Source organism: Streptoalloteichus tenebrarius (assembly GCF_024171885.1).
In the GTDB taxonomy this organism is placed as follows: domain Bacteria; phylum Actinomycetota; class Actinomycetes; order Mycobacteriales; family Pseudonocardiaceae; genus Streptoalloteichus; species Streptoalloteichus tenebrarius.
In genome coordinates this window covers 1-14,191 of sequence record NZ_JAMTCP010000007.1, presented here as the reverse complement: position 1 = coordinate 14,191, position 14,191 = coordinate 1, and the positions used below count along the sequence as shown (strand labels likewise).

Sequence of the window (14,191 nt, the reverse complement as noted above, 5' to 3'; positions counted from 1 at the left end):
TCAGTTGGTCCGCGTGACCAGGTGGGCGCCGATCTCCAGGACGTCGACCAGGAAGGAGCGGACGGCCTCGATCTCGGCCGGGGTGCAGTCGAGGACCAGCTTGATCTCGGTGTCGCGCTTCACCAGGTCGGCGGTCAGCAGCACGGCGACCACACCCGCGCCGGTGGCCGACCCGACGAACACGTCGATGCCCTCGCCGTCGCCGCTCGTGGTGCCCTCCAGGTGCCCGTAGTCCACGGGGTAGATCGCCTCAGGGATCTTCGGGTGGGGCTTGTTCCTCGGTCGGTCGATCACCACGGTCGAGGTCCGCGCCATCTCGGCGAGCGCGTCGAAGAACTGCACGGAACCGGCGTCAGGCATGGGGTGATCGTATCGGCCGGGCCGTCGGGCCCGGCGGCGTGTGCAGGACCGCGCCCAGCTCGTGGATCCGGCGGAGCGCGTCGTCGTGGGCGCACTTCCCGTCGCAGCCCAGGAAGCTGAGCCGCACCAGGTCCGGGTCCGCGCCGAAGGCCGGCCCCGGGCCGGTGAGCACACGGGCCTCGACGCGCAGCCGTCGCACCGGGTCCTCGCCCGGCACGCGGAGCAGGAGCGAGGCGCCGGTGGGCGACGGGCCGTGCGCGCCGCCGAACAGGGCGGCGGCCGACGCGGTGAGCGTGCCGACCTGGTGGGCGCGCGCGACCAGTTGGGCGAAGCCGCCCGCGTCGGCGAAACGCGCCCACGCGGCCTGCCACGGCGTCGGCGGCGTCGCGGAGCGCAGGGCCGCGCCCAGGGGGCCGACGGGGTCGCCGACCAACCAGCCCGTGCGCGCCCATCCGCCCGCCAACTTGGTGAACGAGCCCACGAGGTACGCGCCGGGCACCCGTGGCCCTTCGGGGGCGAACCAGCGGTAGGTCTCGTTCTGCACCACGATGCCGCCCGCCGCGACGAACGCGCCCAGCCGGTCCGCCGTGGCGGCGTCGAGGGTCCAGCCGTCCGGGTTCCTGCCGGGGGAGGTGATCCAGAGCAGCTCGCGCTCAGGGGAGTCGACCCCCGCGAGGAACCCGTCCAGCTCGTCGAGCCGGACCTCCGTGCCGCAACGCTCGAACATCTGCCGGACGCCGTCGTAGGTGGGCCGTTCGATCGTGACCCGCCGGCCGAGCAGCGCGAACGCGGGCACCAGCGCGCGAACGCCGGCGGTGACGTGGACGGGTTCCGCGCTGCCGACCTCCCCGGCCAGCAGCGCGGCCAGCCCGGGCTCCCCGCGCCAGGGTGGGGTGCGCGCGTGAGCCGGGTCGGCGCAGGTGGCCGCGACGCACTCGGCCCACAGCGCGCGCAGCGCGGCGGGCCAGGGCCGGTGCGCGCCCGTCAGGTCGAGCAGGCCGGGCTCAGAGCCCATCCCGGTTCCAGTCCACCGGTCCCATGCCGCGTTCGGCGCGCCACCTGGCGATCGTCGCCGTGATCCGCACCGTCGGGGCGTGCCCCTCGGCCACCCGGATGACGGGCAGGTCGAACGGCAGCTCGGCGCGCAGGGCGGCGTCGTGCTCGGCCACCACCGCCGCGGCCGCGCGGGCCTCGGCCTCGCCCGCGTGCACCGGCCACGGCAGGGCGCGCAGCGCGGCCGCGGCGGGGGAGTCGTCGAGGGCCAGCCGCGCCTCCAACTCCGACTCGGCGGGGGTGCCTCTGAGGCCGGCGCCGACCAGCCGGCAGAACACGATGCCGCGCAGGGCCAGCGCGCAGGACTCCACGGCCAGCCGCCAGTTCCCCTCGGCCAGCGCCGCGTCGATGTCGGCCAGCGTCGCCTGCACCGACCGCGCGTAGCGCCATGCCATGTGCGCTCCGTGCGTGACCAGCCAGGTGCCGTCGAGTCCCTCGTCGTTCACACCGCGCTCCGGTCGCTCTCGGTCGGGAGGGCGTGGTCGGCGAGCACCTGTCGAACGGCGTCGCCGTCGACCACCAGGTCCAGTTCCGCGCGGCGCACCGCCGCGAGCGCGCGTGCCGCACCGATCTGGTCCACAACGGACCGCACCGAGCCGTCGACCTCGGTCCACTCGGTCAGCACCCGGTCGTGCCGGGTGACCAGAAACCGCTTTCCCGCCAGGTCGGCTTGGCGGGCGCCCCCGGCGGGCCGCAACGCGGTCAGCGCCCACTCGTCGAGCGCCGGCACCCCGGCCGCCGCCGTGGCCGAGCGCAGGCTGGCCTCGTCGCCCGCCGGTTCGGCGACGGCGAGGCCGAGTCGATGCGCCCGGTCGGACAGCCACTTCTGGCCCGTGGTGACGTCGCCCGCCGCGCGGCAGCGCAGCTCCAGCACCTGGCGTTCGGCGCGACGCCAGAGGTATCGCCGGGCGTCGGCGGGCGCGGCCGCCGCGTCGGCGAGCCGGGCCAGCGCGGTGGCGAGCAGCAGTTGGTCCAGGGCCGACCGCAACAGCAGCGGCAGGACGGCACGCACGTCCGACTCGTCCAACACCGGCGGGGCGCCGTCGCGGAGCGGCAGGGCGGAGGGCCACCGGGAGGCCCACCGCCGGGACCTGCCCGCGATCGGCCTGTCCAGGGCCACGACGCCGAACGGCAGCCCGACCACGGCCGCCGCCGCGGCCCGGCGCGCCAACTCCGCCGGCCAGTGCGCCGGGTAGCGCTCGACGTCGACGGTCACCCCGCCCACGAAGAACAGTTGCGGCCCGCTGGGCTCGTCGACGCCTTCGCGCAGCACGTGCACGTCCACGTCGCTGGCGGCGTTGCCGAGCCCGCAGGCCAGGGAGCCCACCAGGTATCCCTCACCTTCGGCGAGGACCTTGTCGAGCGCCGAGCGGAGCTGGTCGACGTCGAGGCCGACGGTGCGCAGGGCCTCCCGCGCGGTCAGCCGCCCCCGGCTCACTGGGCGCCCGCCCTGCGGATCATCGGGCGGGAGAGCAGGAACCACACGGTGGGGATGAACACCGCGTCGCGGTGGCCGTCGCGGTCGCCGTCGCCGTCGACGACGACCTGACCGGTGCCGACGCGCCGGAAGCGGACGCCGCCGGGCGCGCGGGACGCGGCGGGCTCGGGTAGCGCGTCGCCCGCCCAGTCACGCAGTCCGGCCTCGCCGCGTTCGGCCAGGTCCCGCGCGAGGGAGAGCGGGACCAGTCGGACGCACCGCCATGGTCGGGGCGTGGACCGCACGGGAGGCAGCGGGGTCAGCCGTGGCCGCAGCGGCACGGAGTAGTAGGCCAGCGCGGACAGCACCGCCCAGACGCGCAGGGCGACGGAGTCGGTGTGCGCCCCGGCCTGGCGGTAGGCGCGGGTCGCGGTCCGCAGGACCCGGACCCGGGAGGTCCGTCTCATCAGGCCGGTCGCGAGCACCGGTCGTTCCGCCCGCCGTTCCCGCCCGCCCGCGAACGCGGAGAGCACCTCGCGCCGTCGTTCGTCCACTCTGGACACCGAGAGCGCGACCCCGGCGATCGCGGCCAGGTGGCCGTCCAGGGCCGCCGCGCGGGCGTCGGCGACGACGGCGGCCGCCTCGTCGTCGGACATCGCGCCCGCCACGACCCACAGGTCGTTGACGTCCTTGACGGTGATGTGGATGTCACCGCCGCTGTTGCCCAACATCGGCCGCAGGTTGTCCACCTGTGGCAGCGGGGTCAGCCCGGGAGCGGTGGGCGGGGGCACCGGGAGCAGCCCGCAGTGGCCGGTGGAGTAACCGGGGCCGAAGTGGAGGTCGATCGCCGCGAACCCGTCCGGTCCGGTCAGCTTGTACTGGCCGTAGGGGACGCCGTGCCGGTCGGCCTTGAGCCACGGCAGCTCGCCGGTGTCGGTGACGAAGCCGTGTCCGCGCAGGGCCCGCGCGAGGGCGAACGCCTCGTCGCGGCCGTGAACCGACACGTCGACGTCCCGCATCTCCCGCAGCGCCGGCTCCGGGTAGCCGACGCGGCTGGACAGGCCCTTGATGCCCCAGACGCCGACGCCGAGGCCGCGGGCCAGCTCGTCCAGCAGCGCGCACGAGCGGTCGATGGTCGCGCTCCTGCGACGCCGCTCGGCCGACAACGGGGCCAGTTCGGCCAGCAGTTCCGTGACGACGGGATGGTTTCCGCACCGCCGCAGCGCGGATTCCGCCAACAACACGGCCCGGTTGCGGCGAATGATGTCCGCGGCCTGCGCGGGCGTGCGCGTCCCCGAGGTGACGGGGTGCAGCAGTCGGGGCAGGTTGTCCGCGTGCGGCACGCGCGGGCGCAGAAGCGCGAAGGTCAGCTCGGGTGCGAAACCGGGAACGACGGGCTCGCCGGGGTTTCCTCGCGGTGTGCGGCCGGGGGAAGGCGGGCGGCGGATTCCCATATCGCGATCCCTTCAGGCAACTGAATTCCCCGAACGGCTTCGCGCAGCATACGGTTGGGGTTCTTGCCTGTCCACCCTCGACGTCGCGACCCGTCTTTCGGTCGCACACGTTCCGCGCGTCGGCCGATGTTTCTGTCCGGATTCTGTCCGAGAAAACCGCGCGCGCGTTCTTGTCCCTGTTTCGACATGCGCTGTTCTGACGCGTTTTCCTGAGTGGAGGTGGAGTGACCGGGGTGGGGGAGAAGCATGCCAGTCGGGGTGTCCTGGCCGGTTCACGCCGCAGGGGGTGGCGAGGGTCGGTCGCCGGGAGGTGTGGCGGGGGCCGGGCCTCTTCCCCAGACCCGGCCCCCACCTCGCACGGGCCCCGTGCGAGAGCCATACTAGAACATGTGTTCGATACCCCGCCACCGGCCCTGCCCGCCCAGCCCGGGGGCTGCCTGGTGGTGCGTCGCCCCCCGACGCCCGTGGTCGTCAACCTGGCCCGGGTGTACCCGAGCCTGGCCGCGCGCGGGAACGCGCACCGCCTGGTCGACGGCTGGGACTTCGGCGCCGTGGTCGAGGGGTCGCTGCACCACTGGACGCGGTCCAGCAACGGGTCGTGGGTCGCGTTCGTGAGCTGTGCGATCAGGAGCGCCGACCGGCGGCGGTCGGTGCAGGTGAGCCTCTACGTGCCCCCGGACGCGGTCCGCCCCCGACGGCGGTAGCGGGAACGATGAGTCGCCCGCCAGCCAAGGAAAACGATGTTGTCCAGCGCTGTTCCCAAACCTCGCGCGCACGCATGCCCTTCTCTGTCCACAGAGGACGGTCGATGCGGGGTTCGTCGCGTGGACCGCGGGGGCGGGGCGAGGGCGAACATGACGCCGTCCGGGTGATCGCGGTCGCGATCGCCCACCCCGGTGGAGGAAACCGCGTCAGCCTCGCGTACCCCCGTCGTCTCCCGGTCATGCGAATGCCACCACGACCCGACGACCAGGGGAGTGAGGCCGCCGTGTCGCCCACCGGCGTGATCTCCGCGCAGGCCGCCCTCGAACTGCTCTGCGGCTGCGGCAACACGCAACGCGCTCCGGTGCCCCGCGTCCGCGTCGTCCTGGGCGAGGACTGGATGCCGGCCCTGGCCGACCTCGTCGCGCTCGCCCGCCTCGCCGGCTGGTACGTCGCCGACGACCTGACGGACGCCTCGTGCCCCTCCTGCCTACGGACGGTGGGGTGCCTGACCTGGCGGCCCGACGCGGGCCGGCTGGTGACGGACCACCGGTTCGGGCCCGCCGTTCCCGCACTGCCCACCACCCCCGGCAACGTGGGGCGGTCCGTGCGGGTGTGCGAGGGCTGTGGCTGGCGGGACTACGACCCGCCACTGCCGCCCCCGGACCGGAGCCTCGTCGTCGGAGCGGTTCGGCTCGTCCAGGGAACCGACATGCTCGGCGGGCGAGGCGCGGCGGTGGCCCTCCGGACGGTTCCCGCCATTCCCGAGATTCGTCAGGGATTGGGTCGGACCGCTTTCGGTACGGCAACGGGGGGAATACCTTCCGCGTAGTCGGGTAGTCCGAACGGCATGAGGATTGATCGCACGCTGGAGCTGGTTCGTCAGGGATATCCGTGGGCGCGTCGGTTCCGAGGTACGGCTGACGCCGCGCCCACCCGACTGCTCGGCCGCGAAGCCGTGGTCGTGGGCGGACCGGCCGGCGTGCGACGTTTCTACGATCCCCGGCTGCGACGTCAGGGTTCGCTTCCCGCGCCCATCAAGCTCCTGCTGTTCGGCCCGGGGACCGTGCACGGGCTGGACGACGCCGAGCACCACCACCGCAAGGCGATGTACCTCGACCTGCTCACCGAGGACGCCGTCGCGGCGCTGGGCGAACGCGCGGAGCGCGAGTGGGAGCGCGTGGTTCGGCACTGGGCGGAGCGCGACCACGTCGTGCTCTTCGACGAGGCGGTGCGGGTGCTGGCCGCCTCCGTGTTCCCGTGGGCCGGGGTGCCGGTCGCGCCGGAGGACCTGCCGCGCCGCGCCCGGCAGTTGACCGCCGTCCTCGACGGGTTCGCGGTCCCCGGACCCGCGTACGCGCGTGCGGTCCTGGCCCGCCTGCGGCTCGGCCGGTGGGCGAGGCGGCTGGTGCGCGGCACGCGGGCGGGGCGGATCCGCCCGGAGCCGGGCACCGCGCTGCACGCCGCCGCCACCGCCCGTGACCACGACGGGCGGCTCCTGCCCGAGCGCGTCGCCGCGACGGCGGTGCTCAACGTCGTGCGCCCCACCGTGGCGGTCGCGTGGTTCGTGGCCTTCGCCGGCAGGGCGCTGCACGAACACCCCGAGTGGCGCCACCGCATCGCGGAGGGGGACGAGGCCGCGCTCGCGGCGTTCGCGCAGGAGGTCCGGCGGTTCTACCCCTTCGTGCCGGTCCTGCCCGCCCGCGCCAGGGAGCGGCAGGACGTCCTCGGCGTGCCCGTGCCGCGCGGCGGGCTGGTGGTGCTCGACGTGTACGGCACCCTGCACGACGCGACCCGGTGGCCGAGCCCCGACCGCTTCGACCCGAGCCGGTTCCTGACCGGCGACGTCGATCCGGACGCGCTCGTGCCGCAGGGAGGCGGCGAGGTCCGCACCGGTCACCGGTGCCCCGGCGAGAGCGTCACGCTCACGATGATCACCGTCGCCGTGCGCGCCCTGGCGCGGCTGCCGTTCACGGTTCCGCCACAGGACCTGGGCTTCGACCTGTCCCGGGTGTTGACCCGGCCCCGCAGCGGGGTGGTCCTCCGGCTCCGCCACGCCAGGAGCTGACCGCCGGCGCCAGCCCGTGCGCCCCGCGCCGCGAGGACCGGCAACCACCCGGCGAGCACCTGGCGAACACCCGGCGAGCGCCGCTCACGTCGACCACGTCGGTCGGGGTGGATGTTCGGCGGGCGTACACGTCAGGGCAAGCCGGAAGTCATGATCGCTCGGGGTGGCCTGCCTACGTTGCGCGTCAGACGCGGGACGTGAGGAGTTGCTCGGGCTATGGATCGCAGGGCGTTCATGATGGCAGCCGGCGGCGCGGCGGCCACGACACTGGTGGCGGGGCAGGCGGAGGCGCGGGCGACGACCCCACCCCACGGGGGCGTGACGGGACCGGTCGTGCGGTTCAACGTCATCAGCGACATCCAGGGCGACCTCGCCGACTTCGGGCGCGCCCTGGACGACCTCGCCGCGATCAACCCGGGCAGCGCCGGGCTGGGCGTCGCCGGCGACATCACCCCGCGCGGCTACGACTTCGAGTACGCCGAGGTCCGCAAGACCCTGGACCGGCACCCGCATCCGCGCGAGGTCGCCTGGGCCATCGGCAACCACGAGTTCTACGTGCCGAAGTGGCGGGACCCGGACACCCTCTCCCAGGAGACCTGGCCCAACGGCACGACCGAGGACTCGCTCTTCCGCGGCTTCTTCCGGTTCGCGGGGCGGAACACGGTCTACACCGAGACCTCCTTCGGCGGGATTCCGGTGCTCTGCCTCGGCACCGAGCGCTACGCCAAGTACCACGACCCGAAGCTGTGGGACGAGGTGTGGATCAGCGACCAGCAGTTCACCTGGCTGGAGCAGCGGCTGCGCTACTGGGCGGGTCGCCGCAAGCCGGTGATGGTGCTGACCCACCACCCGTTGCCGAACACGGTCTCCGGCACGCACAACAAGCTCTACCGGTCCGACTACCTGCAACCTGACCGGCTGCTGTCGATCCTCGGCCGCCACCCGGACGTGTTCCTGTTCTCCGGGCACACGCACTGGGACCTCAACCTGTCCGACTGGGTGGTGCGCCGGGTGGTGCCGGGTACCGGCAACCTCGAAGGCTTCACCGTGGTCAACACCGCCGCCGTGCAGGTCGGCTACGCCGACGACGGCAAGGGTGGCGAGGTGTCCCTCGGCGGCGCGTTCAACCAGGGCCTCCAGGTCGAGGTGTCGCACCGCGCGGTCGTGATCAAGGCCCGCGACTTCACCACCCGCACCTGGCTGAAGCAGATCACGATCCCCCTGCACACGCCGATGTGGTGAGCGGCGAACGGCCGGGGATGTCCGGCCGGGCCGCCACGCCGAGATCATCGGGAACGCCACGGGTCCGCTGCCAGCACGGCAGCGGACCCGTTCGCGTCCGTCACGGGAACCGGGGAGCGCCGGTCACCCGTCCCGAGGGGCGTCGGTCACGCCTACTGAAGAGCGTCGGTCACCCCTACTGAGGGGCGCCGGTCAGCGGCCTCGGTCAGCGGCGCCGGTCAGCGGCCCCGGTCGGCGTCCCACTGCGCCATCGCCGCCATCAGCTCCATCTGGTTGGGCTGGGGGAGGGTGGGGTCGAGTTCCCGGTACCGCTGGTGGACGTTGACCACGACGCGTTCGGCGTCCAGCCAGGTCGCGTACTCGCCCAGGTCGATCCGGGCGGCGGCCTCGGCGGCGCTGAGCCCCTGAGCGTACGCGGCGTCGGCCTGCTCCACGACGTGGGCGAGGTAGTCGCGCACCGCGCGGATGCCGTCGGGGTCGGTGACCGGGCCATGGCCGGGGACGACGGTGGGCGCGTCAAGCGCGATCATCGCGTCGCAGGCCGCGATCCAGTTCGCGATCGGCCCGGCCCACACGACCGGGGTCCCGCCGATGAACAGCAGGTCGCCGGCGAACAGCACCCCGGCGTCGGGCACGTGCACCACCGAGTCGGCGCTGGTGTGGGCGGGACCCAGGTTGATCACGTGCACCTCGCGGCCGCCGACGTCCACGGTGAGCCGGTCCTCGAAGGTCTCGTCCGGCAGACGGAGCTGGATGCCGGCGAAGCGGAACGGCGCGAACCGCTCGCGCATGTAGGGGGTCAGCACGGGGCCGAGGTCCATGACCTGCGAGATGACCATCGAGTCCGGGGGCATCTCGTGGTGCATGTCCCGCGCGGTCCCCGCGGCGGCGATGATCCGGACGTCGGGGTCGAGGAGCTGGTTGCCGTGGGTGTGGTCGCCGTTGGCGTGGGTCAGCACGGCGTCCCTGATGGGCGCTCCGACGGTCACCTCGGCCATCGCGGTCAGCATCCGCTCGGTCATCGGCAGGTCGAAGAGGGTGTCGACCAGCAGTGACGCGCCGTCGCCCCGGACCAGGCCGGCGTTGCTCCACCCGTAGCCGCCGTCCGGCTCCAGCCAGGCCCACACGTCCTGGCCGACCCGGTGCAGGCCTCGCTCGTAGGGGAACCGGGACGTGGCCGGGTTGACCCGGGGCGCGCGTGCCCGTCGGTCCGGGTTGGGCCGGGGCGGCAGCGGGGCCGGGTCGGGCGCGGCGACCACGGTCTGCCGGGTCCTGCCCAGACCCTCCACGGCGAGGGTGACCACGTCGCCCGGCCGCAGCCAGCCGGGGAAGTCCCCGGGGTTCATGAGGCTGAAGTGCTCGATGAGCGTGCAGGTGGGCACGGTGCCCGAGCCGATCACGTCACCGGGCCGCAGCTCCACGCCCCGGGAGACGTAGGAGACGACCTCGGCGAAGGTCCAGTCCATCGCCCCGGTGGATCCGACGCCGATCGTCCTGCCGTTGACCGCGAACTCCACCGCCAGGTCGAGCCGGCCGTCGCGCTCGAACGGCTCCAGCTCGTCCGGGGTGACCAGCCACGGCCCGAGGGTGGTCGCCGCGTCCTTGCCCTTGCCCTGGCCGATCCGCAGCGCGCCCTCGTGCACCTGGAGGTCCCGCGCCGACCAGTCCCCGTAGATCGTGTAGCCGACGATCTGTTCCTCGGCCCGCTCCGGGGTCAGGTCGCGACCGCCCGCGCCGATCACCGCCGCGATCTCCAACTCGACGTCGAACCACGCGCTGCCCGGCGCGAGCGGCACGTCGTCGTACGGGCCGACCAGGCTGGAGGGGGCGGCGAAGTAGAACGCCGGGATCTCGTACCAGGCCTCGGACAGCGTGCGCCCGCCTCCCATCACCTGCTGGCAGTTGCGCATGTGGTCCAGGAAGCACAGCGCGTCGCGCACGGACGGCGGCCGGGGGATGGGCGGGAGCAGTCGGACCTCCTCCAGCGCCACGACCTCCGCCGGCCGTTCCGTCGCCTCGCGGCCCGCCTGCTCCAGGCCCTCCCGGCCGTGCGCGACCAGGTCGACCAGCGACACCCCCTCCGCGACCGCGTGGATCCGGTCGTCCACCAGCAGACCCGTGCGCACGCCCCGTCCGGCGTCGTAGGTCACCCACCGCATGGTCTCCACCCCTCAGTCGAGTTCTGTGTTGGCTGACAGAGATCTCTGTGTTGGCCAACATAGAGCATGCCGCTTGGCCAATGGAAGAACGGGTGGTCGGTTCTATGCTGAGCCGTCAGGAACCGAGGTGGAGGAGGGGCGTCGTGGCGGGACGACGGGCGCAGACCACGCGGGAGAGCCGCGCGATCCTGATCGAGGCGGCCACCGAGCTGTTCGCCGAGCGCGGCTACCGGCAGACGACCTTCGCCGACATCGCCGAGCGCTCCGGCATCAGCCGCGGCTCCATCCCCTGGCACTTCGGCAACAAGGAGGGGCTGCTGGAGGCCGTGGTCGAGCACCTGGTCGACGCCCTCCGGCGCGTCGAGACCACCCAGGAGCCCGGACCCGACGCCCTCGGCCAGGCCCTGGCGCAGGCCAGGGACTTCACCCGCCAGCCGGCGACCCGGCTGTTCATCACCCTCATCGCCGAGGCCGTCGAGCCCGACTCGCCGCTGCACGCGCACTACGCCCAGCTCCAGGACACGATGCGGGCCCACCTGGCCGCCCGGCTCGACCCGGTCACGCTTCCCGCCGGCATGACCACCGACGACCTCGCCGTCGTCCTGCTGGGCGCGATCACCGGCATTCACCAGCAGTGGCGCATCTCCCCGAAGACGGTGGACCTCGACCGCGTCTACGACACATTGACCAGCCTCCTGACCGCCGCCCTCGGCACGGCCGCCGTTCCGGAGCCGGCGGAGCCGGCGGAGCAGGCGGACAGGCCCGCCACCGGCAAGCGCCGTCGGTGAGGCGACGGAACGACTTCCGCGACAGACACCGACGCTGACGCTGACACCGACGCTGACGCCGACGCTGTCGCTGTCGCTGACGCTGACGCTGACGCTGACGAAAAATGGTTGGCGGCGGCCGAACCGGCGTGGGTACGTTCCCGCTGTCCCTGGCAGCGAACTCACGCGGGCGCACCCACGCCCGAGAAGGTGGTCGGTTTATGTCCCGGCTCGCGCCGAGCGCGCCTCACAACCGCACCCTCGACGTGTCCTGCCACCGCGAATGACCGCTTTCGAACGCTGACGGCGTTCCTGGCATCTGACACCTCCCGGTGCGACTCGGGCCACCCCCGTGCGTCGGCTTTCCCGACGCCTTCTCGGGGTGACTCCGCCTCGTCCTCCGTGAGGAACGCTCGGCCTGCTCCGGCCCCTGAACCCGTACCCGTGTACGAGAATTCGGCTAGGAGTGTCTCCGGGTGTCCACCACCAACTCGTCCTCTTCCTCCAACCCCAGCGGTTTCCTGCGGACCGAGACGTTCACCTGCGTCTGGTGCGGCCTCGCGGTGACCGCGCTGACGCCGGACGGCCACCGGCGCAACCACTGCCCGAGCTGCCTGCACTCGTGCCACGTGCTCGACCAGGTCGACGGCGGGCCGTCCGAGTGCCAGTCCCGCATGACCCCGATCTCCATCGCGGTGCTGCGCAACGGCGACTGGATGGTCATCCACCGCTGCGTCCGCTGCGACGAGCTGACCGCCAACCGCGCACAGGTCGACGACAACCAACTGATCCTGATGCGCCTGGCCGTCCGGCCGCTCGCCCAGCCCCCGTTCCCGCTCGAAGCCTTCGGCGCCCTGTGACGTCGGTGGGCGACGAGAACGGGGAGAGGGGAGAATCCCTTGCCACGACGGAAGGTTCGGCGCACCGACCGCCGACCACAACGGGCCAAGGACCTGCCGGACCGGCGCGGCAGCGCCCACACGGACGCGTTCCGCTGCGTGGGCTGCCGTCTCGACGTGCCGCTGTCGGCACCCGGCACGGCGCACCGCAACCACTGCCCGCACTGCCTGACCAGCCTGCACGTCGACCGTCGCATTCCGGGAGACCGGGACGCGGACTGTCGCGGTCGGATGGAGGCGATGGGCCTCTCGGTCCGTCCCGACGGTGAGTGGATGTTGATCCACCACTGTCTGGAGTGCGGGGAACTCAGCGTCAACCGCATCGCGGGTGACGACAACCCGTTGGCCCTGTTGCGGATGGCGGTTCGCCCGCTGTCCGACAGTCGGGTCCCGGTGCGGGTGTTGCTGACGCTGTAAGGAGAGAAGAGAAAGAGGAACCGGCAGGTGGCGCTCCCGTCAGGGAGCGCCACCTCGCCGCCGTGTCCAGTCATGTCCCGGTCCCCGGTCGAGTTCCTCCGCCGGGGACCGGTCACGTGTCGGTGGGGTCCCGCGATCGGTCCGCGGGGGTTTGCCGTCCAATGTGGACGTCAGTGGGGGAGAGGTCGCACCGGACCGGTGGTGTCCTGGCGGAATCCCAGCGGCTGGCCGTTCGACCTCTTCGCTGGAGGTGGGCCTGTAGGTCACTGGTCGGGGGTGGGCCATTCGAGGTCGCCGGTCTCGATGCGGTCGGCCAGGCGGGTGAGCCACGCGGCGTCGTGCCGGAGGCGGGACGCCAGGAAGTGCGCCTCGATCATGTGTAGCTCCCGGAGGTCGGGCCGGTCGAGCACGTCGGTCACGGAGCGGAGGTCCGCCCGGAGGTTCCGCGCGCGTTCCCTGAGCAGCTCGACGGCCCTGGCGGGGGCGAGCGCGCCGAGGTAGGCCAGGGCGATCATGAACTTCGGGTCCGCGTTGGGGTCGCCGTCCAGCAGGTGCGCCTCCACACGCCGCCGGAGTTCGTCGAGCCCGGCCTGGGTCAGGCGGACCTCCTGGCGTTCCGCCGTGTCCGCCGCCTCGTCGAGGGTGACGAGGCCGTGCCGCGCGAGGGTCCGCACGAGCGTGTAGACCGTGGACGTCTTCGCCCTGAGGACGGCGTACCGGGCCCGGAGTTCGGTGAGCAGCGCGTACTGGTGGCGTGGGCTCTCCGCGAGCAGACCGAGCATCGGCAGGACCAGCGGGTTGTCCATGGCGTTCTGCGGCACGGGGTCAGGGTAGCGCGCGGTGTTCGTATACGAGTACCGTCGGGTCCTGAACTACTCGTATACGAACAGGAGTGTCCTGTGATCACCTTCGGTGTCTGGCCGGGTGTGGTGGACCGTGACCTCGAACGTTTCGAGACGTTCGTCGACGTCCCCCCGGAGGACGTCGCCCGCACCGCCGCCGCGCTCCGGGAGTTGGCTGGCGGCGCGGACAGGTTCTACGTCCGGTGTTACCGCAGCTACGGACGGGACGGCGAGCTGGTCCACCCGCCGACGCCGGTCAGTCCTCGCCCCTACATGGGAGAGGGCCGGGTCGTCGACCTCGTGGCCGGGTACGGCAGCGACCGCGCCGACCCCCACGGCTTCGCCCGCGCGGTCAGGGTGGCCGTGCGCGAGGTCGCCGAGCTGGGTGGCGGCAAGATCCAGGTCTGCGAGGAGGTCAACGTCCCCGCGCCGCAGGACGGCGGCCGGCCCGGGTGGCCGCCGTCGCCGTGCCCTCCGGGCTTTCGCATCCGCCGCAGGCCACAGTGAAGGCCCGCTGCTTCCGGACTGCGTGGGGGACCGCGCACCCATCCACCAGCTATCGGTAACAACGGGTGACACGCCTTCGGGGCGTCAACGGCGTCCTCACCACCCTCTACCCCGTCACCGTCGCCCCCGACATCCTGCGGAAGGCAGCCGAGTCGATCGAGAATGTTCGCAGCGGTCCCGGGGGCACCCCGCATCTGGAGGCCAACTGCATCACCTACGACGGTCAGAACGTCCAGTTGCGTCATGGCTGCGACGGCCGCTGGTATCCCTACACCCGCCTCGCCAACGGGTGGGCACCAGCGCC

At 73.0% G+C, this 14,191-nt stretch carries 16 protein-coding genes; 9 read left to right on the top strand and 7 right to left on the bottom strand.

From position 1 onward, the window contains the following. The 5 genes from LX15_RS09170 to LX15_RS09150 are packed head-to-tail and all read right to left on the bottom strand — an operon-like array spanning position 1 to position 4,284. A complete protein-coding gene (locus LX15_RS09170) occupies positions 1-360 on the bottom strand; it encodes an inorganic pyrophosphatase (protein WP_253669087.1) in 360 nt (119 codons plus the stop codon). Then, the gene (locus LX15_RS09165; RefSeq protein WP_253669086.1) at positions 353-1,375 is read right to left on the bottom strand and encodes a pyridoxal phosphate-dependent aminotransferase; all 1,023 of its coding nucleotides are present in this window, start codon (positions 1,373-1,375) and stop codon (positions 353-355) included. The genes LX15_RS09170 and LX15_RS09165 overlap by 8 nt, the downstream gene beginning before the upstream one ends. Next, a complete protein-coding gene (locus tag LX15_RS09160) occupies positions 1,365-1,859 on the bottom strand; it encodes a hypothetical protein (protein ID WP_253669085.1) in 495 nt (164 codons plus the stop codon). Before LX15_RS09160 ends, LX15_RS09165 begins: the two co-directional genes overlap by 11 nt. Continuing rightward, a complete protein-coding gene (locus tag LX15_RS09155; protein ID WP_253669084.1) occupies positions 1,856-2,851 on the bottom strand; it encodes a hypothetical protein in 996 nt (331 codons plus the stop codon). Before LX15_RS09155 ends, LX15_RS09160 begins: the two co-directional genes overlap by 4 nt. Further along, positions 2,848-4,284, bottom strand: a complete 1,437-nt coding sequence (locus tag LX15_RS09150) for a nucleotidyltransferase family protein (protein ID WP_253669083.1) — start codon at positions 4,282-4,284, stop codon at positions 2,848-2,850. Before LX15_RS09150 ends, LX15_RS09155 begins: the two co-directional genes overlap by 4 nt. 389 nt (positions 4,285-4,673) lie before the next feature. On the opposite strand from LX15_RS09150, the gene LX15_RS09145 reads away from it, so the two are divergent. The 4 genes from LX15_RS09145 to LX15_RS09130 all read left to right on the top strand — a co-directional run bounded on the left by LX15_RS09145 (position 4,674) and on the right by LX15_RS09130 (position 8,296). Continuing rightward, on the top strand, positions 4,674-4,988 hold the full coding sequence (locus LX15_RS09145) for a hypothetical protein (protein ID WP_253669082.1): 315 nt from the start codon (positions 4,674-4,676) through the stop codon (positions 4,986-4,988). A 245-nt stretch (positions 4,989-5,233) separates the two neighbouring features. Continuing rightward, positions 5,234-5,818 (top strand): hypothetical protein, encoded by a 585-nt coding sequence (locus LX15_RS09140; RefSeq protein WP_253669081.1) that lies wholly within the window; start codon positions 5,234-5,236, stop codon positions 5,816-5,818. Between the two features lie 18 nt (positions 5,819-5,836). Next, a complete protein-coding gene (locus LX15_RS09135) occupies positions 5,837-7,054 on the top strand; it encodes a cytochrome P450 (protein ID WP_253669080.1) in 1,218 nt (405 codons plus the stop codon). 216 nt (positions 7,055-7,270) lie between these two features. Beyond that, positions 7,271-8,296: a metallophosphoesterase family protein gene (locus tag LX15_RS09130; RefSeq protein ID WP_253669079.1), complete on the top strand. Its 1,026-nt coding sequence runs from the start codon at positions 7,271-7,273 to the stop codon at positions 8,294-8,296. Positions 8,297-8,514: 218 nt separating this feature from the next. On the opposite strand, the gene LX15_RS09125 is transcribed toward LX15_RS09130, so the two are convergent. Further along, a complete protein-coding gene (locus LX15_RS09125) occupies positions 8,515-10,455 on the bottom strand; it encodes a fumarylacetoacetate hydrolase family protein (RefSeq protein ID WP_253669078.1) in 1,941 nt (646 codons plus the stop codon). Between the two features lie 143 nt (positions 10,456-10,598). Between LX15_RS09125 and LX15_RS09120 the strand changes: the two genes are divergently transcribed. The 3 genes from LX15_RS09120 to LX15_RS09110 all read left to right on the top strand — a co-directional run bounded on the left by LX15_RS09120 (position 10,599) and on the right by LX15_RS09110 (position 12,538). Continuing rightward, a complete protein-coding gene (locus tag LX15_RS09120; RefSeq protein WP_253669077.1) occupies positions 10,599-11,243 on the top strand; it encodes a TetR/AcrR family transcriptional regulator in 645 nt (214 codons plus the stop codon). A 455-nt stretch (positions 11,244-11,698) separates the two neighbouring features. Beyond that, positions 11,699-12,082 (top strand): RNHCP domain-containing protein, encoded by a 384-nt coding sequence (locus LX15_RS09115; RefSeq protein ID WP_253669076.1) that lies wholly within the window; start codon positions 11,699-11,701, stop codon positions 12,080-12,082. A 39-nt stretch (positions 12,083-12,121) separates the two neighbouring features. Next, positions 12,122-12,538 carry an RNHCP domain-containing protein gene (locus LX15_RS09110; protein WP_253669075.1) on the top strand — a complete coding sequence of 139 codons (417 nt, stop codon included), beginning with the start codon at positions 12,122-12,124 and terminating at the stop codon, positions 12,536-12,538. 263 nt (positions 12,539-12,801) lie between these two features. Here the strand turns inward: LX15_RS09110 and LX15_RS09105 are convergent, their stop codons facing one another. After that, positions 12,802-13,359, bottom strand: coding sequence for a PadR family transcriptional regulator (locus LX15_RS09105; protein WP_253669074.1), 558 nt, complete (start codon positions 13,357-13,359; stop codon positions 12,802-12,804). 78 nt (positions 13,360-13,437) lie between these two features. On the opposite strand from LX15_RS09105, the gene LX15_RS09100 reads away from it, so the two are divergent. Then, a complete protein-coding gene (locus LX15_RS09100) occupies positions 13,438-13,887 on the top strand; it encodes a hypothetical protein (protein ID WP_253669073.1) in 450 nt (149 codons plus the stop codon). Positions 13,888-13,952: 65 nt separating this feature from the next. Next, on the top strand, positions 13,953-14,191 hold a 239-nt coding region (locus LX15_RS09095), incomplete at its 3' end, for a hypothetical protein (RefSeq protein WP_253669072.1).

What these genes read in the sequence shown, in the direction of transcription:
- LX15_RS09170 (WP_253669087.1), bottom strand. Translation starts at nt 360, where the DNA reads ATGCCTGACGCCGGTTCCGTGCAGTTCTTCGACGCGCTCGCCGAGATG.
- LX15_RS09165 (WP_253669086.1), bottom strand. Translation starts at nt 1,375, where the DNA reads ATGGGCTCTGAGCCCGGCCTGCTCGACCTGACGGGCGCGCACCGGCCC.
- LX15_RS09150 (WP_253669083.1), bottom strand. Translation starts at nt 4,284, where the DNA reads ATGGGAATCCGCCGCCCGCCTTCCCCCGGCCGCACACCGCGAGGAAAC.
- LX15_RS09140 (WP_253669081.1), top strand. Translation starts at nt 5,234, where the DNA reads ATGCCACCACGACCCGACGACCAGGGGAGTGAGGCCGCCGTGTCGCCC.
- LX15_RS09135 (WP_253669080.1), top strand. Translation starts at nt 5,837, where the DNA reads ATGAGGATTGATCGCACGCTGGAGCTGGTTCGTCAGGGATATCCGTGG.
- LX15_RS09130 (WP_253669079.1), top strand. Translation starts at nt 7,271, where the DNA reads ATGGATCGCAGGGCGTTCATGATGGCAGCCGGCGGCGCGGCGGCCACG.
- LX15_RS09125 (WP_253669078.1), bottom strand. Translation starts at nt 10,455, where the DNA reads ATGCGGTGGGTGACCTACGACGCCGGACGGGGCGTGCGCACGGGTCTG.